This is a genomic window from Selenomonas sp. CM52, assembly GCF_000292955.1.
GTDB lineage: Bacteria > Bacillota > Negativicutes > Selenomonadales > Selenomonadaceae > Selenomonas.
Genome location: NZ_ALNM01000053.1, coordinates 13,232 through 37,455, shown reverse-complemented (window position 1 = coordinate 37,455; position 24,224 = coordinate 13,232). Strand labels below are relative to the sequence as shown.

The 24,224-nt window shown below is 58.3% G+C and carries 24 protein-coding genes and 2 tRNA genes; 16 read left to right on the top strand and 10 right to left on the bottom strand.

Annotated elements, in window-relative coordinates; genetic code table 11:
• The first annotated feature begins 173 nt into the window (after positions 1-173).
• The 12 genes from HMPREF1153_RS11835 to HMPREF1153_RS11780 all read left to right on the top strand — a co-directional run bounded on the left by HMPREF1153_RS11835 (position 174) and on the right by HMPREF1153_RS11780 (position 10,225).
• Complete coding sequence (locus HMPREF1153_RS11835) at positions 174-1,223, top strand: MraY family glycosyltransferase (protein ID WP_009647185.1); 1,050 nt, start codon at positions 174-176, stop codon at positions 1,221-1,223.
• Positions 1,224-1,290: 67 nt separating this feature from the next.
• Positions 1,291-2,448: a non-hydrolyzing UDP-N-acetylglucosamine 2-epimerase gene (wecB, locus tag HMPREF1153_RS11830; RefSeq protein ID WP_009647199.1), complete on the top strand. Its 1,158-nt coding sequence runs from the start codon at positions 1,291-1,293 to the stop codon at positions 2,446-2,448.
• Positions 2,448-2,684: an AtpZ/AtpI family protein gene (locus HMPREF1153_RS11825; RefSeq protein ID WP_009647188.1), complete on the top strand. Its 237-nt coding sequence runs from the start codon at positions 2,448-2,450 to the stop codon at positions 2,682-2,684. Before wecB ends, HMPREF1153_RS11825 begins: the two co-directional genes overlap by 1 nt.
• 656 nt (positions 2,685-3,340) lie before the next feature.
• On the top strand, positions 3,341-3,718 hold the full coding sequence (locus HMPREF1153_RS11820) for an ATP synthase subunit I (protein WP_037370725.1): 378 nt from the start codon (positions 3,341-3,343) through the stop codon (positions 3,716-3,718).
• Positions 3,719-3,802: 84 nt separating this feature from the next.
• Complete coding sequence (gene atpB, locus HMPREF1153_RS11815) at positions 3,803-4,561, top strand: F0F1 ATP synthase subunit A (RefSeq protein ID WP_009647180.1); 759 nt, start codon at positions 3,803-3,805, stop codon at positions 4,559-4,561.
• A 58-nt stretch (positions 4,562-4,619) separates the two neighbouring features.
• A complete protein-coding gene (gene atpE / locus HMPREF1153_RS11810) occupies positions 4,620-4,874 on the top strand; it encodes a F0F1 ATP synthase subunit C (protein ID WP_009647169.1) in 255 nt (84 codons plus the stop codon).
• Positions 4,875-4,919: 45 nt separating this feature from the next.
• Positions 4,920-5,423, top strand: coding sequence for a F0F1 ATP synthase subunit B (gene atpF, locus HMPREF1153_RS11805; RefSeq protein ID WP_006191016.1), 504 nt, complete (start codon positions 4,920-4,922; stop codon positions 5,421-5,423).
• Positions 5,417-5,959 (top strand): ATP synthase F1 subunit delta, encoded by a 543-nt coding sequence (atpH, locus tag HMPREF1153_RS11800; protein WP_009647192.1) that lies wholly within the window; start codon positions 5,417-5,419, stop codon positions 5,957-5,959. Before atpF ends, atpH begins: the two co-directional genes overlap by 7 nt.
• Before the next feature lie 22 nt (positions 5,960-5,981).
• Entirely contained in the window at positions 5,982-7,502 is a 1,521-nt protein-coding gene (gene atpA / locus HMPREF1153_RS11795; protein WP_009647174.1) for a F0F1 ATP synthase subunit alpha, read from the top strand.
• Positions 7,503-7,519: 17 nt separating this feature from the next.
• Positions 7,520-8,371: an ATP synthase F1 subunit gamma gene (gene atpG / locus HMPREF1153_RS11790; RefSeq protein WP_009647200.1), complete on the top strand. Its 852-nt coding sequence runs from the start codon at positions 7,520-7,522 to the stop codon at positions 8,369-8,371.
• A gap of 12 nt (positions 8,372-8,383) precedes the next feature.
• Positions 8,384-9,796 carry a F0F1 ATP synthase subunit beta gene (gene atpD / locus HMPREF1153_RS11785; protein WP_009647171.1) on the top strand — a complete coding sequence of 471 codons (1,413 nt, stop codon included), beginning with the start codon at positions 8,384-8,386 and terminating at the stop codon, positions 9,794-9,796.
• A 3-nt stretch (positions 9,797-9,799) separates the two neighbouring features.
• The gene (locus tag HMPREF1153_RS11780) at positions 9,800-10,225 is read left to right on the top strand and encodes a F0F1 ATP synthase subunit epsilon (RefSeq protein WP_009647167.1); all 426 of its coding nucleotides are present in this window, start codon (positions 9,800-9,802) and stop codon (positions 10,223-10,225) included.
• 77 nt (positions 10,226-10,302) lie between these two features.
• Here the strand turns inward: HMPREF1153_RS11780 and HMPREF1153_RS11775 are convergent.
• Both HMPREF1153_RS11775 and HMPREF1153_RS11770 read right to left on the bottom strand, forming a co-directional pair.
• Positions 10,303-10,391 (bottom strand) — tRNA-Ser (locus HMPREF1153_RS11775).
• 72 nt (positions 10,392-10,463) lie between these two features.
• Complete coding sequence (locus HMPREF1153_RS11770) at positions 10,464-11,024, bottom strand: TetR/AcrR family transcriptional regulator (protein WP_009647162.1); 561 nt, start codon at positions 11,022-11,024, stop codon at positions 10,464-10,466.
• Between the two features lie 181 nt (positions 11,025-11,205).
• On the opposite strand from HMPREF1153_RS11770, the gene HMPREF1153_RS11765 reads away from it, so the two are divergent.
• Positions 11,206-13,185 carry a heavy metal translocating P-type ATPase gene (locus tag HMPREF1153_RS11765; protein ID WP_009647189.1) on the top strand — a complete coding sequence of 660 codons (1,980 nt, stop codon included), beginning with the start codon at positions 11,206-11,208 and terminating at the stop codon, positions 13,183-13,185.
• 63 nt (positions 13,186-13,248) lie between these two features.
• On the opposite strand, the gene HMPREF1153_RS11760 is transcribed toward HMPREF1153_RS11765, so the two are convergent.
• The 4 genes from HMPREF1153_RS11760 to HMPREF1153_RS11745 all read right to left on the bottom strand — a co-directional run bounded on the left by HMPREF1153_RS11760 (position 13,249) and on the right by HMPREF1153_RS11745 (position 17,313).
• Complete coding sequence (locus HMPREF1153_RS11760; protein WP_009647176.1) at positions 13,249-13,821, bottom strand: chromate transporter; 573 nt, start codon at positions 13,819-13,821, stop codon at positions 13,249-13,251.
• Positions 13,822-13,833: 12 nt separating this feature from the next.
• A complete protein-coding gene (locus tag HMPREF1153_RS11755) occupies positions 13,834-14,418 on the bottom strand; it encodes a chromate transporter (RefSeq protein ID WP_009647181.1) in 585 nt (194 codons plus the stop codon).
• Between the two features lie 130 nt (positions 14,419-14,548).
• Positions 14,549-14,622, bottom strand: a tRNA-Gly gene (locus tag HMPREF1153_RS11750).
• A 90-nt stretch (positions 14,623-14,712) separates the two neighbouring features.
• On the bottom strand, positions 14,713-17,313 hold the full coding sequence (locus tag HMPREF1153_RS11745) for a cell division protein FtsA (RefSeq protein ID WP_037370717.1): 2,601 nt from the start codon (positions 17,311-17,313) through the stop codon (positions 14,713-14,715).
• Between the two features lie 312 nt (positions 17,314-17,625).
• Between HMPREF1153_RS11745 and HMPREF1153_RS11740 the strand changes: the two genes are divergently transcribed.
• Positions 17,626-18,891, top strand: a complete 1,266-nt coding sequence (locus HMPREF1153_RS11740; protein ID WP_009647178.1) for a DAK2 domain-containing protein — start codon at positions 17,626-17,628, stop codon at positions 18,889-18,891.
• Positions 18,892-18,951: 60 nt separating this feature from the next.
• On the opposite strand, the gene HMPREF1153_RS11735 is transcribed toward HMPREF1153_RS11740, so the two are convergent.
• The gene (locus HMPREF1153_RS11735) at positions 18,952-19,407 is read right to left on the bottom strand and encodes a DUF441 domain-containing protein (RefSeq protein WP_009647197.1); all 456 of its coding nucleotides are present in this window, start codon (positions 19,405-19,407) and stop codon (positions 18,952-18,954) included.
• Positions 19,408-19,517: 110 nt separating this feature from the next.
• Here HMPREF1153_RS11735 and HMPREF1153_RS11730 point away from each other — a divergent pair, with 110 nt between their 5' ends.
• Together HMPREF1153_RS11730 and HMPREF1153_RS11725 are read left to right on the top strand one after the other, a co-directional pair.
• On the top strand, positions 19,518-19,832 hold the full coding sequence (locus HMPREF1153_RS11730; protein WP_009647164.1) for a hypothetical protein: 315 nt from the start codon (positions 19,518-19,520) through the stop codon (positions 19,830-19,832).
• A gap of 195 nt (positions 19,833-20,027) precedes the next feature.
• Complete coding sequence (locus tag HMPREF1153_RS11725) at positions 20,028-21,368, top strand: anaerobic C4-dicarboxylate transporter (RefSeq protein WP_037370715.1); 1,341 nt, start codon at positions 20,028-20,030, stop codon at positions 21,366-21,368.
• A gap of 73 nt (positions 21,369-21,441) precedes the next feature.
• Here the strand turns inward: HMPREF1153_RS11725 and HMPREF1153_RS11720 are convergent, their stop codons facing one another.
• From HMPREF1153_RS11720 to panC, 3 genes are all read right to left on the bottom strand, one after another.
• Complete coding sequence (locus tag HMPREF1153_RS11720) at positions 21,442-22,806, bottom strand: alanine/glycine:cation symporter family protein (RefSeq protein ID WP_009647190.1); 1,365 nt, start codon at positions 22,804-22,806, stop codon at positions 21,442-21,444.
• 172 nt (positions 22,807-22,978) lie between these two features.
• Positions 22,979-23,362 (bottom strand): aspartate 1-decarboxylase, encoded by a 384-nt coding sequence (gene panD, locus HMPREF1153_RS11715; protein ID WP_009647165.1) that lies wholly within the window; start codon positions 23,360-23,362, stop codon positions 22,979-22,981.
• On the bottom strand, positions 23,353-24,213 hold the full coding sequence (gene panC / locus HMPREF1153_RS11710; protein WP_009647193.1) for a pantoate--beta-alanine ligase: 861 nt from the start codon (positions 24,211-24,213) through the stop codon (positions 23,353-23,355). Before panC ends, panD begins: the two co-directional genes overlap by 10 nt.
• Between the last annotated feature and the right edge of the window lie 11 nt (positions 24,214-24,224).

The window sequence follows — 24,224 nt, the reverse complement described above, 5'->3', positions numbered from 1 at the left end:
ACATATGTCCACCCGCCCTTATATGAAAGCAGCCAATCAGTCTGCGCCCTGCGGGCTTGACTTCTTGGGCTTTCATGATACAATGGTTCATGAAAAAGTGGAGTGGCTGTTGAAAAGAAACGGTGACGCTTTTGGATGCGTCCTACGGGTATATAAAAGGGGTGCTGTTTTCCATGCCGAATCACGTTTTGGCGTTCCTCGTCGCCATGGTTGTCGCGGTTGCCGTGACACCGGCGGTCATTTTTTTTGCGAAAAAAACGGGGGCGCTCGATGCGCCGGACGCGCGCAAGGTTCATAAGAAGCCGGTACCGCGCATTGGCGGAGTCGGCATCTACATCGCCTTTATGGCCGCGATGCTCAGCTTTATGGTCTACGGGGAGCTTTCGGATGAGGTTTTGACTGAACTGGCAGGACTCATGACGGGCGGCTCTCTCATCGTGCTTCTGGGACTCATAGATGACTACAAGAATCTGCCCGCGAAGGTCAAGCTCCTTGGGCAGATCGTCTGTGCCTGCGTGCTCGTCGCTTTCGATGTGCGCATTGACTTCATCACCGATCCGTTCGGCGATTATCTTTACCTCGAGTATCTTGCCATACCCGCGACGATCTTTTGGATCGTCGGTCTGACGAATACCGTGAATCTCATCGACGGCCTCGATGGCTTGGCGGCGGGCGTCGCCACCATCGCGTCTGTGACCATCTGTCTCGTTGCCCTGCAGCAGGGCTATGCGCTCGTTGCCGTGCTGACGGCGGCGCTTGCGGGAGCTGCCATTGGCTTCCTTTTCTACAACTTCAATCCGGCGAAGATCTTTATGGGTGACACGGGCAGCATGTTCCTCGGTTTCATGCTCGCGGGCATCTCCGTCATCGGCGCTGTCAAGAGCGCGGCGACGATCGCTCTCATCGTGCCGATTCTCGCGCTCGGGCTCCCCATCATGGACACGACATTTGCCATCGTGCGCCGCTATCGCGGCGGTGTGCCGATCTTCAAGCCGGACAAGGGACATCTGCATCATCGCCTGCTCGACCTCGGCTTTACGCAGCGTCAGGCGGTGCTCTTAATGTACATTATCAGCGCCCTCTTGGGTCTCAGCGCCGTCGCTTTGACGGAGGTTTCGGGCGGCATCGCGCTCCTCATCTTCGCCGGCGTCGTCGTCTCCGTGCTCTTCGGCGCGAAGAAGCTCGGCATCTTCCGCATGAACGATTCCGCCCAGACACATTGATGCGGGGCGGAGTTTTTGCCATACGTTCCACGCGTTCGTTCCAGTGAGGGAAAAGGAGAACAAACCTATGAAGAAGATCAAGGTCATGACGGTTTTCGGCACGCGCCCCGAGGCGATCAAGATGGCGCCGATCGTGCTCGAACTCAAGAAACATGAGGCAGAGATAACGCCGCTCGTCGCCGTGACGGCGCAGCATCGCGAGATGCTCGACCAGGTGCTTTCGCTCTTTTCCATCACACCCGACTACGATCTCGACATCATGGCGCAGGGACAGACGCTCTTCGACATCACGTCGAAGGCGCTCCTAGGGCTCGATGGCGTTCTTACGAAGGAGAAGCCCGATATCGTGCTCGTGCATGGCGACACGACGACGACGTTTGCAGGTGCTTTGGCTTCCTACTATCATCAGACGGCAGTCGGCCATGTGGAGGCGGGGCTTCGCACGCAGGACAAGTATTCACCGTTTCCCGAGGAGATGAACCGCAAGCTCACGGGAGCGATCGCCGACCTCCATTTTGCGCCGACGATGACGGCAAAGGCGAATCTTCTGCGCGAGGGCGTGAATGAAAACCGCATCTTCGTCACGGGCAATACGGTCATCGACGCCCTGCAGCAGACGGTGCGTGAGGATTTTTCCTTCGACGATGCGCTGCTCGACGGCCTCGGCGGCGGAGGGCGGCGCGTCGTGCTCGTGACGACGCATCGGCGTGAGAATCTCGGCGAGCCGATGCGCCACGTCTATAAGGCGCTCAAGGAGCTTGTCGAGGAATTTTCCGACATTGAAGCGGTATTCCCTATGCACAAGAATCCTAAGGTGCGCGAAGTCGCACGGGAAGAGCTCGGCGGCCTTGATCGCGTCCACCTCATCGATCCATTGGACTACGAGCCGTTCGCAAACCTTATGGCGCGGTCTCACCTCATTCTTACGGATTCAGGGGGGGTGCAGGAGGAGGCGCCGGCGCTCGGCAAGCCAGTGCTCGTGCTGCGCAATACGACGGAGCGGCCCGAAGCCGTGGAAGCGGGGACGGTGCGTCTCGTCGGTACGGATAAGGAGCACGTCTATCGAGAAGCGAAAGAACTTCTGACCGACGACGCTGCTTACCAGCGCATGAGCGGCGCCTGCAATCCTTACGGAGACGGTGAGGCCGCGCGCCGTATCATTCAGGCGATTCTCTACCATGCGGGTCTTTCCCATGAAAAGCCCGACATCTTCTCTGCTTGCTGATGGAACGGCAAACATCGCCGAAGGAAAAGGGGGCGCTCCGTCAAGCGCTCGATGCCTACCTCTTTTTGAGTGGCATCGGGATCTTCTTCTGCGCCGTTCTCGGCGTTTGCATGTACGCGGGGAGCCTGGTGGATGAGGCCTTCTCTTTGGGACACAAGGGAATCTTTGCGGGAATCCTTGTGGGGTTTCCGCTCGCCATCTTTTCCGTCTATCGGCGCGTGCGCCGTATGCGCTGACAATGTCGCGGGCAGTTTTCGCGCGGTGCATGAAGAAATACAGAAATAAGAAAAATTTTCAAGAAAACTTAAAAGATGCTTAAGTGCATCTCTCTTTTCTGCGATACATAGGTATAACGTCGTGTTCTCGTATAGCAGAAAATGCTTGCCATTTCGTCGCTGCAAAGAGAGAAGCCAAGGCGAGTCTCTGCCGCGAATATTGACAAGATGAATTTATGAACTTTGCTATAATTTATATTGATTATTTATTTATACAAAGATAGGTGCTGTTTATATAATTGTTGTCTATTTTTAGTTATCTTATCATTCTTTAATTTTATGGCGATTTCCGCTTGTTTTCGGCAGGGGAATGGCTTCTTTTGTCGAAACAGTAAAATAGCTGCAAAGGTTTCTTCAGGAATCACTGATAAATTCAGCCGCCCATCTTAATACATCTGTGCTGTCCTCTCATCGTCGACAAATCCTCGACGTAGCACCGCTACGCCTGCGGTTTGTCTCCTCGATAGATACAGCACATCTGTGCAAATCTGGGCGACCTCATTTTATCCGCGCTTCCTTAAAGAAAGTGATGCGGCGGTTTGGGAATGCTGAGATGTTCAGCGATTTCTTACAATGATATTCGCACCACGGCGCTTTTTCCGCCGAAGGAGGAATATGTGAGGGAAGTCTTATCGGTATATGCGAAGCGGCTCGCTGCATGGCTTCTTGGCGTTGCGCTCATGGCGCTCGTTTCGTTCGCCGCCGGCGGACGCGCGGGTCTCATTGGCGCATGGCTCATCGGCTATCTGGCGGCGGCAGTCTGTCTGTGGAATCTCGTATGGCGCACGTGGCGGAGCACGACGCTGACCACCGAACGCGCCAAGCGCGAGATGCGGCAGGGATTCGTTCTGCGGCTCGTCACGATTTTTATCGTGTTCTGGGCTGCCGTGCAGATCTCGACCGAGGTGTTCTTCACGGTGGTTTCGGGCTTTGCCCTATGCTACGTCGTGACGATGCTCCACATCATGCTGCTCGCGCTCGAAAAAGACCGATAAGGGAAAGGCGGACTGAATCCGCACTTTCCGGGGAGATGCTTTTCGGCCCTCTCCGAGATTTATCCGAAAGGGAGGTAGTTAAACATGCATGAAATCGGTGTTCGCGAAGTTATTCAGTTCGCCGGCATGACCTTCAATGAGGAAACCTTGATCATGACATGGATCACCATGGCGGTCGTCCTTCTCATCGCGATTCTCGCGACGCGCAATTTGCAGCTCATTCCCTCGGGCTGGCAGAATGTGCTGGAGATGGTCGTCGTGTGGCTGCATGAGCAGATGGATGCGACGCTCGGACCGAAAGGTCGCTGGCTCGCGCCAATGATCATCACATTGTTCATGTTTCTCTTGGTTTCCAACTGGATCGGCCTCGTGCCGAAGATGGCGTCGCCGACGAATGACTTGAACACCACGTTGGGGCTAGCGCTCTTTGTCGTCGCCTTGGTGCATGGCCTGGGCCTCTATATGGGAGGCATGAAGTACATCAAGCACTTCTTCCAGCCAACGCCCGTCTTCGTCATCCTTAATATCATTGAGGAATTAGCGAAGCCCATTACTCTGGCCTTTCGTCTATTCGGCAACATCCTTGCAGGCGAGATACTCATCATCATCCTGCTGAAGCTCTTGCCGATTTGGATGCCTGTGCCGTCCGTCCTCTGGCTTGCTTTCAGTATCTTCATCGGTATGGTGCAGGCCGTCATTTTTACAATGCTTTCGATAGCGTACCTGTCAAATTCTTTCCATGCAAGTGAGGGAGAAGATCATGGACACGGCGTCAACGCCATGAGCGAGGGCGGTGCTCTGCTTGATGCGGCGGAAGCCATCCGCGCAGGCGGGGAGCATTGAAAGTGACGGGGATGGTTCCTTTCTGTTTTTGTATTGTACTTTAAGGAGGAAATTTTTCATGGAAAACGCGATTATGGTAGCAGCCGCTTTGATTGGCGCAGGTATTACGATGGGTCTTGCCGCGATCGGCGCCGGCATCGGCGACGGTCTTGTCACGGCTCGTTTCATCGAAGGCATCACGCGTCAGCCAGAGGCGAAGAATACCCTCTTCACGAACACGCTGATTTCCGTCGGTCTGATCGAGGCTATGGCGATCATCGCGACGGTTGTTGCCCTGATCATGCTCTATGCGAACCCGCTTCTGACGAAATAAGGAGAAATTCAAGTCTCTTTATGAAAGAAAAGGGGGTACAGCAAATTGATCGATATAAATTGGACCCTTGCGGCTCAGATCCTGAACTTCCTGATTCTTGTCGTGCTGCTTCGCGCCTTTGCCTATAAGCCGATCGTCAACATGCTCCAGGAGCGTCAGAAGAAGATCGAAATGAGCCTCGCCAAAGCGGACGAGGACGTGGAAAAGGCCGAAGCCCTCAAGAAGGAATACGAGGATCAGCTCGCGAGCGCCCGCGTCAAGGCGCAAAGCATCATCGACTCCGCTTCACGTCAGGCGGCGGAGGAGCGCGATGAGAGCGTCGTGAAGACGAAGCGCGATATTGAGCAGATGAAGAAGTCTGCGGCGGAGGAGATCGAGCGCGAGCGCCGCGCGGCAGCGGAGACGCTTCGCGCCGAGGTCGTTGCCCTTTCGATGGCGGCGGCGAGCAAGGTCATCGCGAAGAACCTCGACGAGAAGGCGAACGAGAGCCTCATCGCCGAGTTCGCCGATCGACTCGGCAACGAAAAGCTTGGTGATCTCTCATGCTGAATCTGCAACTGGCGAAAAAGTATTCGCGCGCCATTTTCGAGATTGCCGCGGATGAGAAGAAACTCAAGGAGTACGGCGAAGAACTCACGGGCGTGACGCGTACCGTATTCGATGAGCCGATGCTCCGAGGCTTCGCAACGAATCCACAGGTGCCGCCTGAAGCGAAGAAATCGCTGTTCAAGAAGATTTTCTCGGGCGAACTCTCCTCGGATATTGAGAACTTCATCATGCTCTTGATCGACAAGCATCGCATGGACCTTCTGGAGGTCATAGATGCCCAGTATCAAGATTTTTCCAACGAGGCGCAGGGCATCGTTGTCGCGGACATCACGACGGCGCATCCGCTGACGGGAGAACTGGAAAAGCTTCTTGCCGACAAGCTCGAAAAGGCGACGGGGCGCAGCGTGAAGCTCAGGAAGCACATCGACGCCGCCATCATCGGCGGTGCGATCGCCCAGATCGGCGACAAGCGCATCGACGGCAGCGTACAGGGCAGACTTGCAGCACTGCGCGCCGAGATACTGGCGAACAAGTGAGAAATTGGGGTGACAGCATAAGATGAAAATGAATCCGGAAGAAATAACGGCCATCATCAAAGACCAGATCAAGAACTACAACGTCGATCTGAACGTCGATGATGTCGGCACTGTTATCGAGATCGGTGACGGCATCGCCCATATCCACGGCCTCACGAAAGCCATGGCAGGCGAGCTGCTCGATTTCGGCAATGATGTATACGGTCTTGCCCTGAACCTCGATCAGGACGACGTTGGCGCCGTTATCTTGGGCGGCGACACGGAAATCAAAGAAGGTGCGACGGTCAAGCGCACGAAGAAGATCATGCAGGTGCCGGTTGGCGAGAACATGGTCGGCCGCGTCGTCGACGCTCTTGGGCGTCCGATCGACGGCAAGGGCCCCATTCAGGCGGCAGAGCATCGCGCCGTCGAGTTCCCCGCGCCGGGCATCGCGGACAGAAAGTCTGTCCATGAGCCGCTGCAGACAGGCCTCAAGGCGATCGACGGCCTCGTGCCAATCGGCCGTGGCCAGCGCGAGCTCATCATCGGCGACCGCGGCACGGGCAAGACGGCGATCGCTGTCGATACGATCCTCAACCAGAAGGGGCAGAACTGCATCTGCGTCTATGTTGCCATCGGCCAGAAAGCGTCGACGGTCGCACGCGTCGTCAAGACGCTCGAAGACGCCGGCGCGATGGAATATTCCATCGTCGTCGCTGCGACGGCGGCGGACAGCGCTCCCTTGCAGTACCTTGCGCCGTATGCGGGCGTCGCCATGGCGGAGTACTTCATGTACAAGGGCGGTCATGCCCTCTGCGTTTACGACGATCTGACGAAGCACGCCGCCGCTTACCGCGCGATGTCGCTTCTCCTGCGCCGTCCGCCGGGGCGTGAAGCCTATCCGGGCGACGTCTTCTACCTGCACTCGCGCCTCCTAGAGCGCGCGGCGAAGCTCTCCGATGAGCTTGGCGCAGGCTCCATCACGGCTCTGCCGGTCATTGAGACCTTGGCAGGCGACCTCTCGGCATACATTCCGACGAACGTCATCTCGATCACAGACGGTCAGATCATGCTCGAAACCGACGCGTTCTACTCGGGCATCCGCCCGGCGATCAACGTCGGCCTCTCCGTCTCGCGCGTCGGCGGCTCGGCGCAGATCAAGGCGATGAAGCAAGTCGCGGGCACCTTGCGCCTCGACCTTGCACAGTACCGTGAGCTCGCTGCTTTCGCGCAGTTCGGCTCCGACCTCGACAAGGCGACGAAGGAGCAGCTCGATCGCGGCGCACGCATGGTCGAGACCTTGAAGCAGCCGCAGTACACGCCGCTCGCCGTCGAGGATCAGGTGCTCGTGCTCTTCACGGCCGTGCGCGGCTTCCTCGCGGACATCCCCGTCGAGAAAGTCGTCAAGTTCCAGGAGGACTTCATCAAGTTCATGCACGCAAGCCATGCCGATGTCGGCAAGAAAGTCGCTGAGCAGAAGAAGCTCGACGATGCTTTGGAAGCCGAGATCAAGAAGTGCATCGAGGAGTTCAAGGAGACGATTTCTTACAGGGTCAAAGAATAATAGCGAGGTGATTCATTTTGGCTAGCTTGCAGGATATACGCCGAAGGATCAAGAGCGTAAAAAGCATCCAGCAGATCACGAACGCTATGAATATGATCGCGACCTCAAGGCTGCGCCGTGCCAAGGATGCGGCGACGAACAACCGCCCCTACGCGGAAAAGATGGCTGAGGTGGTCAAGGACATCGCGGCGAATGCCGGCGATTTCAGCCATCCGCTGTTGGAGACGCATCCGGACGGCAAGACGCTCTATCTCGTCTGCGCCGCTGACAAAGGACTTGCGGGTGCTTATTCGAGCAACGTATTCAAGCTCGTCGCGAGTCTCGTTGAAGACAAGTCGAAGACGACGCTTGTGACCGTGGGCCGCAAGGCGCGCGATCATTTCAAGCACAGAGGCTTCGATGTCGCGGAATCCTACATCGGCATCAGCGAGCGTCCGACTTACGAAGAAGCGCGCACGATCGCCCAAGATCTTACGAATCGCTTCACCGAAGGCGGCATCAAGGAGATCCACATGGTCTACACGCGCTTCATCTCGTCGATCAGCTGCGTGCCGGAAACGATGCAGCTCCTGCCCTTTAGAGGGCTCGGCGAGGCGAAGGAAGGCCCTCATGCGGAGTACATCTACGAGCCGTCGGCGGAGGAAGTCCTGGGCTTCCTGCTGCCGCAGTACCTCGTGACGACGGTGTACGCGGCGCTCTTGCAGTCCGCCGCGAGCGAACTCAGCTCCCGCATGAACGCGATGAGCAACGCGACGGACAACGCCGAGGAACTCATCCGTAAGCTCGACCTGCACTACAACAAAGTGCGTCAGGCTGGCATAACCCGCGAGATCACCGAGATCGTGGGCGGTGCGGAAGCCTTGAAGTAAGGAGGTTTAGCATTGGCTAAAGGTAAAGTGGTACAGGTCATCGGACCTGTCGTAGATATCGAATTTCCAGCGGGAGAGCTGCCGGCCATCCTCAATGCCATTACGATCCAGGGTAAGGTGGAAGACCTCGACATCGACCTCGTCGTCGAAGTCATGCAGCATCTCGGCGACAGTGTCACGCGCTGCATCGCCATGAGCTCGACGGACGGTCTCATGCGCGGCATGGAAGCCGAAGACACGGGCGCGCCGATCAAGGTGCCCGTCGGCGATGCGTGCCTCGGGCGTGTCTTCAACGTGCTCGGCCGCACGGTCGACCACAATCCCGCTCCCGTCGGCAACAAGGAGTCGTGGCCGATCCATCGTCCGGCGCCGAAATTCGATGAGCAGGAGACGTCGACGCAGATCCTTGAGACGGGTATCAAAGTCGTCGACCTCATCGCCCCGTACTCGCGCGGCGGGAAGATCGGTCTCTTCGGCGGCGCGGGCGTCGGCAAGACGGTTCTCATCATGGAGCTTATCCATAACATCGCGACCGAGCACGGCGGCTACTCCGTATTCGCCGGCGTCGGCGAGCGTACGCGTGAAGGCAACGACCTCTGGTCAGAAATGACGGAGTCGGGCGTCATCGACAAGACGGCACTCGTCTACGGTCAGATGAACGAGCCGCCGGGAGCGCGTATGCGCGTCGCCCTGACGGGGCTTACCATGGCGGAATACTTCCGCGATGTGCAGGGGCAGGACGTGCTGCTCTTCATCGACAACATCTTCCGTTTCATTCAGGCGGGTTCCGAGGTTTCGGCTCTTCTCGGCCGCATGCCTTCCGCCGTCGGCTATCAGCCAACATTGACGACGGACGTCGGCGCTCTGCAGGAGCGCATCACCTCGACGAAGAAAGGCTCGATCACGTCCGTGCAGGCGGTCTATGTGCCTGCCGACGACTTGACGGACCCAGCGCCTGCAGCGACGTTCACGCATCTCGATGCGACGACCGTTCTTTCGCGCCAGATCGCCGAGCTCGGCATCTATCCCGCCGTCGATCCTTTGGATTCCACATCGCGCATCCTCGACCCGAATGTCATCGGTGAGGATCACTACGAAGTCGCGCGCGGCGTACAGGCGGTGCTTCAGAAGTACAAGGAACTGCAGGACATTATCGCGATCCTCGGCATGGAAGAGCTTTCCGACGAGGACAAGCTCACCGTTGCGCGTGCGCGCAAGATCCAGCGCTTCCTGTCGCAGCCCTTTGCCGTCGCCGAAGTCTTTACGGGCTCGCCCGGCAAGTATGTGCCGCTGAAGGAAACGATCCGCGGCTTCAAGGAAATTCTCGAAGGCAAGTACGACGATCTGCCCGAGAACGCGTTCTACATGGTCGGCAACATCGACGAGGTCATCGAAAAAGCGGACAAGATCAAAAAGGAGGGATGATTCGTGGCTTCCATCAAGCTCGAAATTGTCTCCCCCGACCGGGTTGTCTACAGCGACGACATCGCCATGCTCATCGTGCGCTCGACGGGCGGCGAACTCGGCATCCTGCCGCATCACGCGCCGCTTGTCACAGGGCTGCTGCCCCATGCCATGCATGTGAAGTTCCCCGACCGCGAAGAACTCATCGCTGTCTCTGGCGGCTTCATGGAAGTGCAGCCCGAAAAGATCACGGTGCTCGCCTCGGCTGCCGAAGAGCCGATCGACATCGACATCAACCGCGCCCAGCGCGCTTACCGGCGCGCCAAGGAACGCATCGACGCGTTCCGCAGCGCCTCGGCGTCGAAGGAGATCGACCTCCAGCGTGCCGAAGCAGCTCTGCGCCGCGCCATTGCGCGTCTCGATGCGACGAAGACATCCTACGACAAGTAAGCAACCTCAAAAAAGACGGGGCATGAATCCGAAGATTCATGCCCCGTCTTTTTATCTATGCGTCGTTTATTTCATCATGGCGGAGAGGGTGGGATTCGAACCCACGGTGCATCGCTGCATCACCGGTTTTCAAGACCGGCTCCATAAACCGCTCGGACACCTCTCCGTGACTTGCTGTACCATTTTAGCAAAAGGGGCGCAGGCTGTCAATGCCTTTGTAGAAGTCGTTATAGCTATGCTAGAGAATCGGCTCAATCACGGCGCGAAAGCAGCGGTCGAGATCTTCGGGCATCATCTTCCGGCCGCCCTTGATCCACCACAGTACCATTTCGACGAAGCTGCCCGTGATGTGGTTGACGAGGAAATCCTGCGGCACGGCAGGATTTCCTCGTCCATGCGCGACGATGTGCAGGCGCACGAGCTGCTTCAAGCTGTCCTTGAAATAGCGCAGGAAGATGTCGCTGCTCGCGGATGACAGCAGTCCGAGGATATTGCTGTCGTTTTCTTCAAGATGCTGCAGGAGGTGCAGGAAGACGGAGTGCGGTGCATCGCCGTCCGAGTACAGGCCGTGCGTGTGCGTGCGGTCCATAGCACTGCCGACGATGTGGCCGAAAAGCTCCTCGCAAAGAGCCTTGAGGAGATCGTCCTTCGTCTCGAAGTGCGCGTAGAAAGTCGTGCGTCCGATGTCGGCACCGTCGATGATCTCTTGCACCGTGATCTTGTTGTAGCACTTTTTTGCCGCAAGCTCGCTGAACGCGGCAAAGATCGCCGCCCTCGTCTTTTTCTGCCGTCTGTCCATGGAATTCCCCTTCGCCGTACAAATTTATTGAGATGTTCCGTAAGAAACGCAGTGCTTCAATCATCCGTTGTTTTCTTGCGGACGTTTGCTTAGAATAATAAAGAACATTATGTTCTCTATTGCATTTATTGTACGAAAGAGGATGTCACCTTGTCAAGGAATAAGGAAATGGGGAATCTTTATGACAGAGGCGAATGCAGTGCAGGGAAAGAAACCTTTGCAGCCAAGCGGCTATGGCTGTGACAGACTGCAAAGTGCGGCGGCGCTACTCAAGAGGCTCAATGATTTTCTCGCGAGCCTTTCCATGACGCTCGTGGCGGCAGCGTTCCTGCTGCTCGATCTCGTGCCGCATGTGATGGAAGAGTTCGGCGCGGAAGCGGTGCCCATGCAGATTTTGCCGTTCGACCCCGCATGGGTTACGGTCGTCATCTGCGGCATTCCGCTGCTCTACCTGTCCGTTTGGCGCATCATTTACAATCGCGGCATCAGCAAGATCTCATCGGCGCTCCTGATTTCGATGGCGATGCTTGCGGCGATCACCATCGGCGATCTCTTCGCGGCAGGCGAGGTCGCCTTCATCATGGCGCTCGGCGCACTTCTCGAAGAGGCGATTACGGAGCGTGCGAAGAAAGGTCTGAAGAATCTCCTCGCGCTTTCGCCGACGCAGGGACGGAGAATCCGAAACGGCAGGGAGGAAATGATCGCGCTCGAAGAGATCGTGCGCGGCGATGTGCTGCGCATCCTGCCCGGCGAACGGATTCCCGTGGACGGCACGATTCTTGCAGGCGAGACTTCCATCGATCAGTCCGTCATGACGGGCGAATCCCTGCCCGTCGACAAGGGCGCAGGTGAAGAGGTCTTCTGCGGTACGCTCAACTGCTTTGGCTCGGTCGATGTCGAAGTGAAGGAGGTAGGCGAGTCAAGCTCTCTGCAAAGGCTCATCCGCATGGTGCAGGAAGCCGAGGAGAAGCAGGCGCCGATGCAGCGCATCGCCGACCGCTGGGCGAGCTGGCTCGTTCCTATCGTGCTCGTGCTCGCCGTCGGCGCCTATGCTGCGACGGCGAACATCATCATCGCCGTCACGCTGCTGGTCGTCTTCTGCCCGTGCGCTCTCGTCTTAGCGACGCCCACGGCGATCATGGCGGCGATCGGACAGGCGACGAAGCGCGGTGTCATCATCAAATCGGGCGAGACCTTGGAAAAGATGGGCAAGGTCGATACGATCGCCTTCGACAAGACGGGCACATTGACCTGCGGCAAACTCTCTGTCAGCGACGTCCTGCCTTTTGCAGAAACTGTCAAAGAAGAGGAATTGCTCCAAATCGTTGCCTCCGCCGAGGCGAGGAGCGAGCATCCGCTGGGCAAGGCGATCGTCGCCCATGCGAAGGCGCAGGACGTCGCGCTTGCGCCGTCGGAGGATTTTTGCATGACGGCGGGCAGGGGCGTCTCGGCAAAGGTCGCAGGACGAAAACTCTTATGCGGCAGCGAAAGCTACCTCGCGGAAAACGGCGTCATGTTGGAAGCGCCGATGCGTGAAGCTTTGGAGGGGCTGCGCGCCGAAGGCAAGGCGCTCGTACTCGCGGCGGAAGGGGAGAGGTGCATCGGTGCGCTCGCCCTCTCCGATACGCTGCGCTCCGAGGCGAAGGCGATGGTCGAGCGTCTGCACGCTATGGATGTGCGCACCGTGCTCCTGACGGGCGACAACAAGGAAGCTGCAGCCTACTTTGCGAGCCAAGTCGGAATCGACGAGGTTCATGCGGGGCTTCTGCCCGAAGATAAGGTCGCATACGTCAGGAACCTGCAGGAAAAGGGGCGCAAGGTTCTGATGATTGGCGACGGCGTGAACGACGCACCCGCCTTGAAGACCGCCGACGTCAGCGCGGCGATGGGCGCGATGGGGAGCGACATCGCCGTCGAAGCCGCTGACATAGCGCTGATGCGTGATGATGTCGCGCAGGTGCCCTACCTCAAGCGCCTCGCTAATGCCACGGCGACGACGATCAAGCTCAGCATCACGCTATCGATGTGCATCAATTTCGCCGCCATCGTCCTGTCGCTTATGCAGAAGCTCAATCCTACGACGGGCGCGCTCGTACACAATGCCGGCTCGTGCTTCGTCGTCCTGATCGCGGCGCTGCTCTACGATAGGAAATTTGACTAGACTGGAAGAGTCCATAAGAAAAAGCACTCGCTCGGTACGGCGAGTGCCTTTTCTTATGGTTGACTACATGCTGCCGTTCTTCAATATGCCGAAGAGTACGCCGAGCACACCGGAGGCGGCGAGGATCGTGATGACGCCATATTTGTAGTGCATGGCGATCAGAGCGAAAGCGATGATGACGATGCTGCTCCATTCGGTTGCATCAAAGCTTGTGGGAAGGCTCTCCGTGTTCCAGACGGCGAGCAGGATGAAGTCGATCGCCGCGCCGCAAATGAGAGCGATGACGGCGGGGCGCAGACCGTTCAAGATGCCGCGGATTGAGCCGATGTCGCCATACTTGAAGAAGAGCTTGGCGAGTGCAATGCCGAGGATCAGCGACGGGAAGGCGAAGCCTGCCGTCGCTGCCACGGCGCCCCCAGTGCCCGCGACCGTCATGCCTGCGAAGGTTGCAGCGTTGATGCCGATAGGGCCGGGCGTCATCTGTGAGATCGTGAAGATGTCGATGAACTGTGCGAGTGTCAGCCAGCCGCGTTCATCGACGACGGCGGCTTGAATGAGCGGCATGGAAGCGTAGCCGCCGCCGACGCAGAAGATGCTGACCTTGGCAAATTCGAAGAAGAGCTGAAGATAGATCATGATTGCGCCCCCTCAGCCGAATTTCCTGTCCTGCATGAGGACGAGGCCGATGATGCCGTCGATGATGACGAGCAGCATGATGTTGACATCGAAGAACACATTGGCGATGAAAGTCGCGAAGACGATTGCCATGGGCAGCAGGAGGCGCGTCTTCGCCTGCTTGATGAAGAGGTCGATGGCGACCTTTAGGATGAGAGCTGTCGCGCCGCACTGCATACCTTTCAATGCGAGCTGCACTGTCGGATTGCTGGCAAAAGCGTCGTAGCAGCGAGCGATGACAGAAAGCGTGATGAGGGGCGGCAGCACCGTCGCGAGGAGCGCCGTCAAGGAGCCTGCGAGTCCCGCCATGCGGTAGCCGAGGATGATGCAGGCATTGACGGCGACGATGCCCGGCATGGACTGCGCGATGGCGACCATGTCGAGAGCCTCTTTGTCGTCAATCCAACCGTATTCGTCGACGTACTTTGCCTTCAACAGCGGGATGATGACGAAGCCGCCGCCGATGGTGACGGCGCTGATGACGAAGGTGGAAGAAAAGAGCTTCCAGTAAAAATGCTTGGCATCACGAGACGATGCCGGAACTTCTGTCTGCTTCATTGGGTTGCTCCTTTTTGAGGCTTGGTTGGGTTCTGGCAAATGCGGTGCGAAATGATCACAAAGCCTGCATTTTAGTGTGCGAGTTCTATACAAAAAGAGCTGCCGTTTCCGACAGCTCTAGGTACTCGCATGGAGCGGGCAATGGGAATCGAACCCACCTCCCGAGCTTGGGAAGCTCGTATTCTACCGATGAACTATGCCCGCGAACACTACGCAAAGTATTGTATCACAGATTGATAGGCGTGGCAAGGGGGAGTTTCAGAGGGTTTCGCCGCGTGCGGACTGCGCGCCGCTTTACGACTGCGCGGCTGTGCCTGGGATGTTGCTGAAGCTCGCGGGAGTTGTAGGTGCAGGCAGGGGCTTGATAACGATGTCGAGGCGGTCGCCGTTCTTGATGGGGTCGGTGAAGACGACGGGACGGCGGTTGACGAAGATGGAGACGCTGACGCGGCTCGTGGCTGGCGGCGGCTCAAAGCCGACAGCGAGCAGAGCTTCGTTGACGGTCGTCGCCTTTTTTTCGGAAATTCTGTAGTAGACGACGCTGCCGTCTTCGAGGTAGGTGCCGGGCGACGCCTTGTGACCGTTGACCTCAAGTTCCAGGGAGGCGGAAGGAATTTCGTATTCCTGATCGTTGTAGGTAATGGTGACGGCAGCCTGCAGGCGCGAGATGTCGAGCACGTCGCTGAGCTTTGGTTCTGCCGTCATCTGATATTCGATGCGATCGCCTTCGTGAATCGGCTCGGAGATCGTCGCGGGTGCGTCATTCAGCAGGATTTCGGGCGATACGACGTACTGTGCGTTGTTGTCGTTGAGCGTGTAGCGGATCTTGCGGCCCGTCGGCGGGTAGCCGGCGGCTTTCAGAGCCTCGCCCAAGGTGCGCGGTTCCTTGCTCTCGACGATGTCGTTGTCGGCGAGCAGGCGATCGGGAGCGGCGGCTTCGCCGTTGACGTAGGCGGCCTGGTGGATGTGCGTCTCCTTGCCGTTGATTTCGAGCGGAAAGTCCGGCTCGATCTGCAGGACGTCGGCGAGGCGCACTTCGGGCGTCTCGCCGTCCTTGCCGTGGGCGACGGTGATGCGGCAGCCCGCCTTGACGAGGGCGTCGAGCGTCGTGTCCTCGCCGTCGAGCTTCAGGATTGCCATGGAGGGAAGCGAGCCGGGGAAGAATTTCTTCTCGCCGTTGACCGTGACCATGAGTCCGAGGCCGGGACGGCCGTTGTATTTCTTGAGTTGGATGCCGGCATTCAAAAGTGCGTCGGATACGGTGAGGTCGCGGAAGTTGAAGAGGTTGATCTCCTGCTCATTGACGTAGACGGAGAGGAAGTGCAGCAGGTTGATCGAGGCAATCTTCAAGATGCCTAAGGGCGTGACGGCATCGGGCGTCTGCAGCTCTTCGGGGATGGCCTCGACGCCGATGACGCTCTCAGGATGGCGCACGGCGACGCGGTTTTCGGGCACGGAGAGAGCTTTTGATACGAGCGCGGCGAGTCCCGGAGTCTGTGAGCCGCCGCCGACAAGCATGACGGCCTGCGGCGAGTCGCCGTTGAGTTCGAGCACTTGACGTGCGATGGAGTCGGCGAGGTTCTGGATGTTCGGCATGATCGGTCCGATGACGTCGGAGGGACCGAGGTCGTATTCCGTGCCGAGGATATCGGTGAATTTTGATTCTCGTCCGGCGGAGGCGTTGCGCTTGACTTCTTCCGCCACGTTGAAGTCGAGGAGGTAGCGCTGGCTGATGGCCTCGGTGATCTCGTCGCCCGCCAGGGGCACCATGCCGTAGGCGATGATGGAGCCGTTCTTCGTGATGGCGACGTCGGACGTGCCTGCGCCGATGTCGACGAGCACGAGGTTTAGGTGGCGCATCGTCGGCGGAATGAGGACATTGATGGCGGCGATCGGCTCCAAGGTAAGCGCGTGCATCTCAAGGCCGACGTCCCTGAGGGCCGACTGCATGGAGTCGATGACCTGGCGCGGCAGGAAGGTGGCGATGACGGTCGCTCTGGCGATCTTGCCGCGCTGACCGACGAGGCTCTTCAAGGGGATGTCGTCGAGCGTGTACTGGATCGTGCTGTAGCCGACACAGTAGTAGCGACCAGGGTCTTCGATGTCCTTGGAACTGGCGAGTTTCGCCTGCGCTGCCTGCACGCCCGAGAAGTCGAGGGCGCGCTGCTGCTCGTCGGTGATGACGCCGTTGATCTCGACGGAGGCTTCGGCGGTCATGGTGTAGAGGGCGCGGCCGGCAGCTGCGACGGAGGCGGACTTCAAAGGGCCTGTCGTCTTTTCCAGCTCGCGCTTGACCTCGCGGATGAGGTCGGCGACTTGCGGCACGTCGTGAATCTGGCCGTCGAGCATGGCGCGCGTCTTGTGCTCGCGGCGCACGGTCGCGAGGATGCGCATCTGCTCGTTGTCGAGTTTTTCAGCGACGATGCCGATGATGCTGCGCGTGCCGATGTCGAGCGCGAAGATCGGCTCGCCGTGCGGCTTCTTCTTCGTTCCTGCAGTCGTGGTTTCGGCAGTATTCTTTTTGGCGGTGCGCTTCGTCGTCTTCTTGGCAGCGGCTTGCGTGCTCTTGGCGCGCGTGCTCCTCGTTGCCGTCTTGGCGGCGGGCTTCCTGCCGCGCTTCTTGGCGGCGGGTTTTACCGTATCGATAGGCGCTTCATTTGCAGCGTTGTTCGCTTCGTCCTTTGCGACGATCGCTGCCGTATCGTTTGCATTGGCAGCGGTTTCTTCTCGTGTCTTTGCCGCATCCGGTGCGGAGAGTGCAGAGGTCTGCGTCCCCGCAGTTTCCGTTTCGCTTGGAGGGATGCTCTCGCCTGAGGCGGCTTCGGAAACAATGGCTTCCGTGGCGAGGCCTTTCAGTTCTTTTGTTTTCGCCGAGGTCTTTCTTGTTCTAGGCATCGAATGACTCCTTTGCTCTTCTCGCTTCCGCACGGCGCAGGCATTTGCCAGTGCTTCTCCTGCGCCTTTCGCGCTAAACTGCACGCACAACGTCCGCTTCGTGGACGTTGTGCGCCGCCCTTACATGAAAGAGCCGATCCGTCTGCGCCCTCTGGGCTTGACTTCTTGGACTTTCATGGTAAATTAATTGCGGAAATGGATTTATTGAGGTTTTATAGAAGGTTAATTCTCTTATTTCGCGAATACTATAAAAGAATCCTGTTTCTTGCAGGAAATTTTCTACAAATTATTTGAATGGAGAGAAGGGATCCTATGACGGGCAATCGAGAAGTCATTACGGGAAGCGATTTCAAACGCATGTTGAGCGGCGCTTACGGGGAGTTTCTTCTGGAATATGAGGGCATTGACGCGCTTTCAAGAAAGAGGCAGGGGGAGCGCTCAGCACTTCCGGGTACGCATGTGCTGCGCACGATGGGCGCGGCGGTCATGCCGCTCGTCGACGTGAAAGATGAGAGCATCGGTGGCCTTGCGAGGCGTGTAGCGAGTGCGGCGGTGCTCGGCGCACGAGGTACGTCGGGCGTCGTGCTCGCACAGCTCCTGCGCGGCATCGCGAAGGGGCTGTCGGGAAAGAATGACGCGACTTCGTCAGAATTCGGCAAGGCGTTCCAGTACGGCATTCTCTACGCGCAGCGCGTACTGCCTCCGACAGTGGAAACGGTGCTTGTCGCCGCCGCCAAGGCAGTGGCGAAGGGCGCGTACCATGCGGTGCGCGCAAATCTTCCGATCGCAGAGATCCTGCAGACGGCGATTGACGAGGGACGGAAGGCTCTGGCGGAGGAAAAGCGCGAAGAGCCGGGTGCGCTCGTCATGCAGACGTTTTTGCAGGGTTGTATGAAGGGACTCGATGGGCACTTCGTCTCGCCGGCTGTGAGCCTGTCGCTCGGTATGGGAGAAGATCGGCTTTCGATTCCTGACCCGCGCCGCGACCTCGTGCGCCCGTACTGCGTGACGTTTCGTATCGTCGGAAGCAAGGCGCGTGCGCGTGACGTCGAGCATCGCCTGCAGGAGGATTGCCGCTTCGTCGCCGTCGTGCACGATGAGCGCTCCCTGCTCGTCCATGTGCACACCGATCATCCGGGCGCCGTCGTCGAGCAGGCGATCGGCTGGGGCAAGCTGCAGTCGTTCCGTGTGACAGACATGGCGGAGGCGCATGCCTTGACGGCGGACTATGAGTCGCTGCTGCCCGTCGCGCTCCTCGCCGTCGCGTCGGATGCAGCGCGCGGCCTGCGCTTGACGGAACTCGGCGCGAACGTCATCGTGCCGGGCAGGCGCGAGGAATGCCCGTCGGTAGCGGAACTCCTGCACGCGGCGCACAGCGACCTCGCGCGAACGTATGTGATCGTTGCGAGTGATTCCTCAATGGAGCTTGTGCTACGCCAGGCGAAACGCATCCTCGGCGAGCGCGTCGAGCTTGTGCTCGCAAAGGATGAGGCAGAACAGGACAAGGCGGTCGCCCTCTACGACAAGAAGCGCACCGCCAAGGAGAATGCCAAGGCGATGCGCAAATTGCTGGAATGAAGGCCGTATGATTTAGGTAGTGAGAATGTGCCGGGATGCAGCTTGGCTGAGGTGAGCGAGCTATTTGATAGAGGCGAAAAGCTTCATTAGTGCGTAGGTCATGCCGCCCGCGATCAGAGGCCCGACGGCGACACCCTTGAAGAAGCACACGCCGATGATCGTGCCGATGATGAGTGCGGCGACGATGTGCGGATCATTTTTCAGCAGCTCGACGCCGCCGCCGCCCGCCATGGCAGCGAGAACACCACAGACGATGGCGGCTATGCCCAGGGGACTCTTGAAGGCATCGATCATGTTGGCGATGGTCACGTCGCCTGTCGCAATCGGCACGAGGATGGCAGCCAAAAGGAGTACGATGCCCCAGTTCAGCCCATTTACGGAAAGGATGTCGAGCATTGCCGTCAGCCCGAGAAGCTTCAGAACGAGCACGATGATGACGGCATAGGCGACCGTCGTATTGTGACCGATGATGCCGAGGGCGAGGATCAGGAGCAGCATGAGGTATTCAGAATACATGAAGAGCACCTTCTTTGTGGTAATGGAGAGAACGTTGCCGCTGAGCCGGCGGATTTTCTATCGTATATATAGTATAGCGGAAAAACGAAGATAAGGAAAGGTGATAAAGCGTGTCAACGACTTACAGCGTAGCGATTCAGTACAAGAAGGAGCTCGGTTACATCGAATACGATGCGGAAAAGAAGGCGGCGACCGTCGTCTTGGATGATGAGGATGGCCGTTGCGCCGTGGAAGAATATCTGGCCGAGAAGCATGAGATCGGCGTGCCGCACGAGAATCTGCGCGACTTCAGCAAGGAAATGATCGACCCGACAGCCGATGTCGAGAGCTTCAAGATAGCTCTGACGCGTCTTTGGGAAGCGACGGACGTCCACGTCGATTGGAGCCGTCCCGTCGACTATGTGAAGGAACATCGCAAGTATTGAGGAAAAATCTTCCTCTTCAGGGCGCTTTCGCGCCCTTTTTGTTGCCTGTATACGATTATTGTATTATAATCGTGTTATATGATCGGCAAGGTTTCTGAAATTCCATACGGAGGGAAGGAGTTTGGTTTCCCCGATCAAGGCTGTTTGGGAAGGCCTCTTTTTGCGCCGCCCTGTGGGATTTTAGGAGGAATCTTTATGGAAATGGTTCTCGGCTTTCTTGTGATGCTCGGCTGTCTGCTCTTCGGCGTGCACCACGGCGGCATCGGGCTTGCCGTCATCAGCGGCATCGGACTTGCCGTCTACACCTTCGTCTTCGGCTACCAGCCGGGCGTGCCGCCGATCTCCGTCATGCTGACGATTCTCGCAGTTGTCACATGCGCGGGCTTTTTGCAGACGTCGGGCGGCCTCACGGTCATGCTCAAGTACGCGGAGAGGCTTCTGCGCAACAACCCGAAGCAGGTCACGATCTTCGCGCCTGTCACGACGTGGCTCCTGACGGTGCTCTGCGGCACGGGGCATGTCGTCTACACGATGTTCCCCATCATCTACGACGTGGCGATCAAACAGGGCATCCGCCCCGAGCGCCCCATGGCGGTTTCTTCCGTCGCGGCGCAGATGGGAATATGCGGCTCGCCCGTATCCGTTGCGGTTGTTTCCATCATCGCCTTTATGGCACAGGCGGGACATCACGTCTCCGTGCTGCAGGTGCTCGGCGTGACGATTCCAGCGACTTTGACGGGCGTCGTCTGCGCGGCGCTCTGGAGCTACCGCCGCGGCAAGGATTTGGAAAAGGATGAGGCGTTCCAAGAGTTCATCAAGGATCCGAAGAACAAGGAGTATGTCTACGGCGATTCGGAGAGTCTGCAGGGGCAGGAATTGCCGCGATCGTATTACCATGCGATGTTCATCTTCTTCTTTGGCATCTTCGTCATCGCGATCCTTGGTAACGATCCCAATCTTCTGCCGCACTTTCCTGATAAGCTTGGACAGATGAAGGCGATCGACATGACCGAGGTCATCCAGATGATCATGCTCCTGATCGCTGCCGCCATCCTCCTTTTCTGCAAGGTGAAGGCGAAGGAGGTTGGCAACAGTCAGGTCTTCCGCTCAGGTATGGTTGCTTTGCTCTCCGTCTACGGCGTCGCATGGATGGCAAACACGTATTTCAGCGCACACATGGCGATTCTCAAGGACTTCCTCGGCACGACCGTGCAGGCTTACCCGTGGGCCTATGCCATCATAGCCTTCTTTACGTCGAAGCTTGTCAACTCGCAGGCGGCGGCCATCGCCATCGTCGTGCCGATGGCGCTCAACGTCGGCGTCGACCCCGTGCTCATCATGTCGTTCATCTCTGCATGCTATGGTTACTTCTTTCTGCCCACGTATCCTTCTGACCTCGCGTGCATCGGCTTTGATCGTTCGGGCACGACGCGCATCGGCAAGTATCTGCTGAACCACAGCTTCATGATCCCCGGCCTCATCGGGGTCATCTCCGGCTGCTGCGTAGGCTACGTGGTCGCGCATCTGATCTTCTGAGTTAAAAACAAACGCCCTCGCGATACCATCCGTTTCTGGTATCACGAGGGCGCTTCTTGCTTCGGTTCGAATTTTACGAGTGCTTGATTCTCGAATGGCGTTTGACGTATTCCATGTAGAGCTTCGTTTCGCGCACGATGACGCCTGAGAGCAGGAGGAGCGCGATGAGGTTCGGAATCGCCATGAGGCCGTTCACGATGTCGGCGAGGATCCAGATCGCTTCGAGCTTCAAGAATGCGCCCGAGGCGACGAGTGCGATGAAAATCAGGCGATACGGCAGCACGCCCTTGCGCTCGAAGAGGTAGATAATTGCGCGTTCGCCGTAGTAGTTCCAGCCGAGGATCGTCGTGAATGCGAAGAGCACGAGGGCGATCGTCAGAAGGTGGCTGCCGATTGCGCCGTAGTTTACCGAGAAGGCGGCGCTCGTCATGGCGGCGCCCGCCGTATCCCCCGACCAGACGCCCGTCAGGACGAGAGCTAGCCCTGTCATCGTGCAGATGATGATCGTGTCGATGAAGGTGCCCGTCATGGAGATCAGGCCCTGCTCAGCTGGACGCTTCGTCTTCGAGGCGGCCGACGCAATGGGCGCGGAGCCGAGTCCCGATTCGTTCGAGAAGACGCCGCGCGCGATGCCGTTCTGCATTGCCATCATGATGGTCGAGCCGGCGAAGCCGCCGACGGCCGCCTCGCCCGTGAAAGCGCTCTGCAGGATGAGGGCGATGGCGTGCGGCAAGGCGTCGATGTTCATGACGATGAGGACGAGAGAAAGCGCGATGTAGGAAAGCGCCATGAAGGGAACGATGGCGGCGGCGACGCGCGCGATGCTCTTGAGTCCGCCGAGCGTGATGGCGGCGATGAGCGCCGTGATGGCGAAGTCCGTCGCCCAGCGCGGCACACCGAACGAGATCTCGACGCTGTCGACGATGGCGTTGACCTGCGGGAAGGTGCCGATGCCGAAGAAGGCGACGAGCACGCAGGCACACGCGAAAAAGATTGCCATGGGACGCCACGAGCGCCCGAGACCTTTTTCGATGTAGAACATCGGGCCGCCCGCGATGTCGCCGTGGCTGTCCGTCGTGCGGTATTTGATGGCGAGCAGTCCTTCGGCGTACTTCGTCGCCATGCCGAAGAAGGCCGCCATCCACATCCAGAAAATCGCGCCCGGGCCGCCCGCCTTGACCGCCGTCGCGACACCGACGATGTTGCCCGTGCCGACGGTCGCGGCGAGCGCGACGCACAGAGCCTTGAAGCTCGACACGTCGCCTTCGCCGCGATTCCTTGCGCGGAAGATTAAGGAGAGCGCGAGCGGCAGGTGCACGACCTGCAGGAGACGCAGGCGTACGGTCAGGAAGATGCCCGTCCCCACGAGCAGGGTGATGAGCGGCGGTCCCCAAAGCACCGAATCGATGGAATTGAGAAGAGGGATAAGATTTTCCATAAGATGACCTCCATTGTCAAAGGACAATAGTATATAAAATAACGAACTTTATGGTATCATAACTTACCTTGATTTGTAAAGGCTTTGGAAGAGAAAAAACTCCCTGCGATGGAAAACTTTGTCCTCGCAGGGAGTTTTCTGCTCAGAAGGTGCGGCATGCAGCTGTCATTCGCTATGCGATCGTGCCGTGCTCTTCTGCGCCGCGCACTTCTCTTGGCTGATTCCTTTCGTCGAGCATGACGACGATGGGAGTGTGGGCGCGCGCTTCTTCTTCGATCATCATGGCGTATGACATGATGATGACGATATCGCCGGGCTGCACGCAGCGTGCGGCAGCTCCGTTCAGGCATACGACGCCGGAGCCGCGTGCGCCCTTGATCACATACGTTTCGAGGCGTGCGCCGTTGTTGTTGTTGACGACTTGCACGCGTTCGTGCGGCAGGATGTGCGCTGCCTCCATGAGCGCTTCATCGATAGTGATGCTGCCCATGTAGGCGAGATTCGCTTCCGTGACGGTTGCACAATGGATTTTGGATTTCATCAAGTTCAGCAGCATGTTTCTTCCCCCAAGATGATATTGTCGATGAGGCGCGTCTTGCCGATGTATACGGCGACGGCGAGGAGCGCGCGCGCCTCGATTGTCTCGATTTCTTCAAGCTCCGGAAAGGAGTAAAGCTCTACATAGTCGATCTTTGCCAAGGGTTCTTTTGCAAGCTCAACGGCGGTGATCTCCTTGAGCACTTTCGTACGCTTTTCGCCTGTTTCGTAGACATCGCGTGCTTCTCGCAGACTGCGCGATAGGACGAGGGCGGCGGTGCGTTCATCGGGCGATAGGTAGGTGTTGCGCGAGCTGAGCGCAAGGCCCGATGCTTCGCGCACGATGGGCGCCATGACGATCTCGGCCGCGACGCCGAGATCCAGAGCCATGCGGCGCAGGACGGCGACTTGCTGCGCGTCCTTTTGTCCGAAGAAAGCCCAGTCTGCGTGCGAGAGCAAGAGGAGCCTCAAGACGACGGTCGCCACGCCGCGAAAGTGCCCGGGACGCTTCGCACCGCAGAGTTTTTCTGTGAGCGTGCCCGTGACCTCGACATAGGTCGCATAGCCTGCGGGGTACATTGTCTCGGGGGCGGGGTGAAAGACGGCGTCGACGCCCGCAGCTTCGAGCTTTTCCGCATCGGCTTCAAAGGTGCGCGGGTAGGCGGCGAAGTCCTCGTTCGGGCCGAACTGCACGGGGTTGACAAAGATGGAAACGATGACGCGGTCGGCACTCTTTCGCGCCGCTTCGACGAGTGAGAGGTGCCCTGCGTGGAGTGCTCCCATCGTTGGTACGAGGGCGATCGTTTCCTTTGCGTTCTTGACGCTTTGCGCATAGGCTTGGAGTTCTTTCGGTGTGGTCAGGATTTTCATCGGATTGCCTC

Coding starts and splice junctions, on each gene's coding strand:
- HMPREF1153_RS11835 (WP_009647185.1), top strand. CDS start 174: ATGCCGAATCACGTTTTGGCGTTCCTCGTCGCCATGGTTGTCGCGGTT.
- wecB (WP_009647199.1), top strand. CDS start 1,291: ATGAAGAAGATCAAGGTCATGACGGTTTTCGGCACGCGCCCCGAGGCG.
- HMPREF1153_RS11825 (WP_009647188.1), top strand. CDS start 2,448: ATGGAACGGCAAACATCGCCGAAGGAAAAGGGGGCGCTCCGTCAAGCG.
- atpB (WP_009647180.1), top strand. CDS start 3,803: ATGCATGAAATCGGTGTTCGCGAAGTTATTCAGTTCGCCGGCATGACC.
- atpE (WP_009647169.1), top strand. CDS start 4,620: ATGGAAAACGCGATTATGGTAGCAGCCGCTTTGATTGGCGCAGGTATT.
- atpH (WP_009647192.1), top strand. CDS start 5,417: ATGCTGAATCTGCAACTGGCGAAAAAGTATTCGCGCGCCATTTTCGAG.
- atpA (WP_009647174.1), top strand. CDS start 5,982: ATGAAAATGAATCCGGAAGAAATAACGGCCATCATCAAAGACCAGATC.
- HMPREF1153_RS11770 (WP_009647162.1), bottom strand. CDS start 11,024: ATGGACAGACGGCAGAAAAAGACGAGGGCGGCGATCTTTGCCGCGTTC.
- HMPREF1153_RS11765 (WP_009647189.1), top strand. CDS start 11,206: ATGACAGAGGCGAATGCAGTGCAGGGAAAGAAACCTTTGCAGCCAAGC.
- HMPREF1153_RS11760 (WP_009647176.1), bottom strand. CDS start 13,821: ATGATCTATCTTCAGCTCTTCTTCGAATTTGCCAAGGTCAGCATCTTC.
- HMPREF1153_RS11755 (WP_009647181.1), bottom strand. CDS start 14,418: ATGAAGCAGACAGAAGTTCCGGCATCGTCTCGTGATGCCAAGCATTTT.
- HMPREF1153_RS11745 (WP_037370717.1), bottom strand. CDS start 17,313: ATGCCTAGAACAAGAAAGACCTCGGCGAAAACAAAAGAACTGAAAGGC.
- HMPREF1153_RS11740 (WP_009647178.1), top strand. CDS start 17,626: ATGACGGGCAATCGAGAAGTCATTACGGGAAGCGATTTCAAACGCATG.
- HMPREF1153_RS11735 (WP_009647197.1), bottom strand. CDS start 19,407: ATGTATTCTGAATACCTCATGCTGCTCCTGATCCTCGCCCTCGGCATC.
- HMPREF1153_RS11725 (WP_037370715.1), top strand. CDS start 20,028: ATGGAAATGGTTCTCGGCTTTCTTGTGATGCTCGGCTGTCTGCTCTTC.
- HMPREF1153_RS11720 (WP_009647190.1), bottom strand. CDS start 22,806: ATGGAAAATCTTATCCCTCTTCTCAATTCCATCGATTCGGTGCTTTGG.
- panD (WP_009647165.1), bottom strand. CDS start 23,362: ATGCTGCTGAACTTGATGAAATCCAAAATCCATTGTGCAACCGTCACG.
- panC (WP_009647193.1), bottom strand. CDS start 24,213: ATGAAAATCCTGACCACACCGAAAGAACTCCAAGCCTATGCGCAAAGC.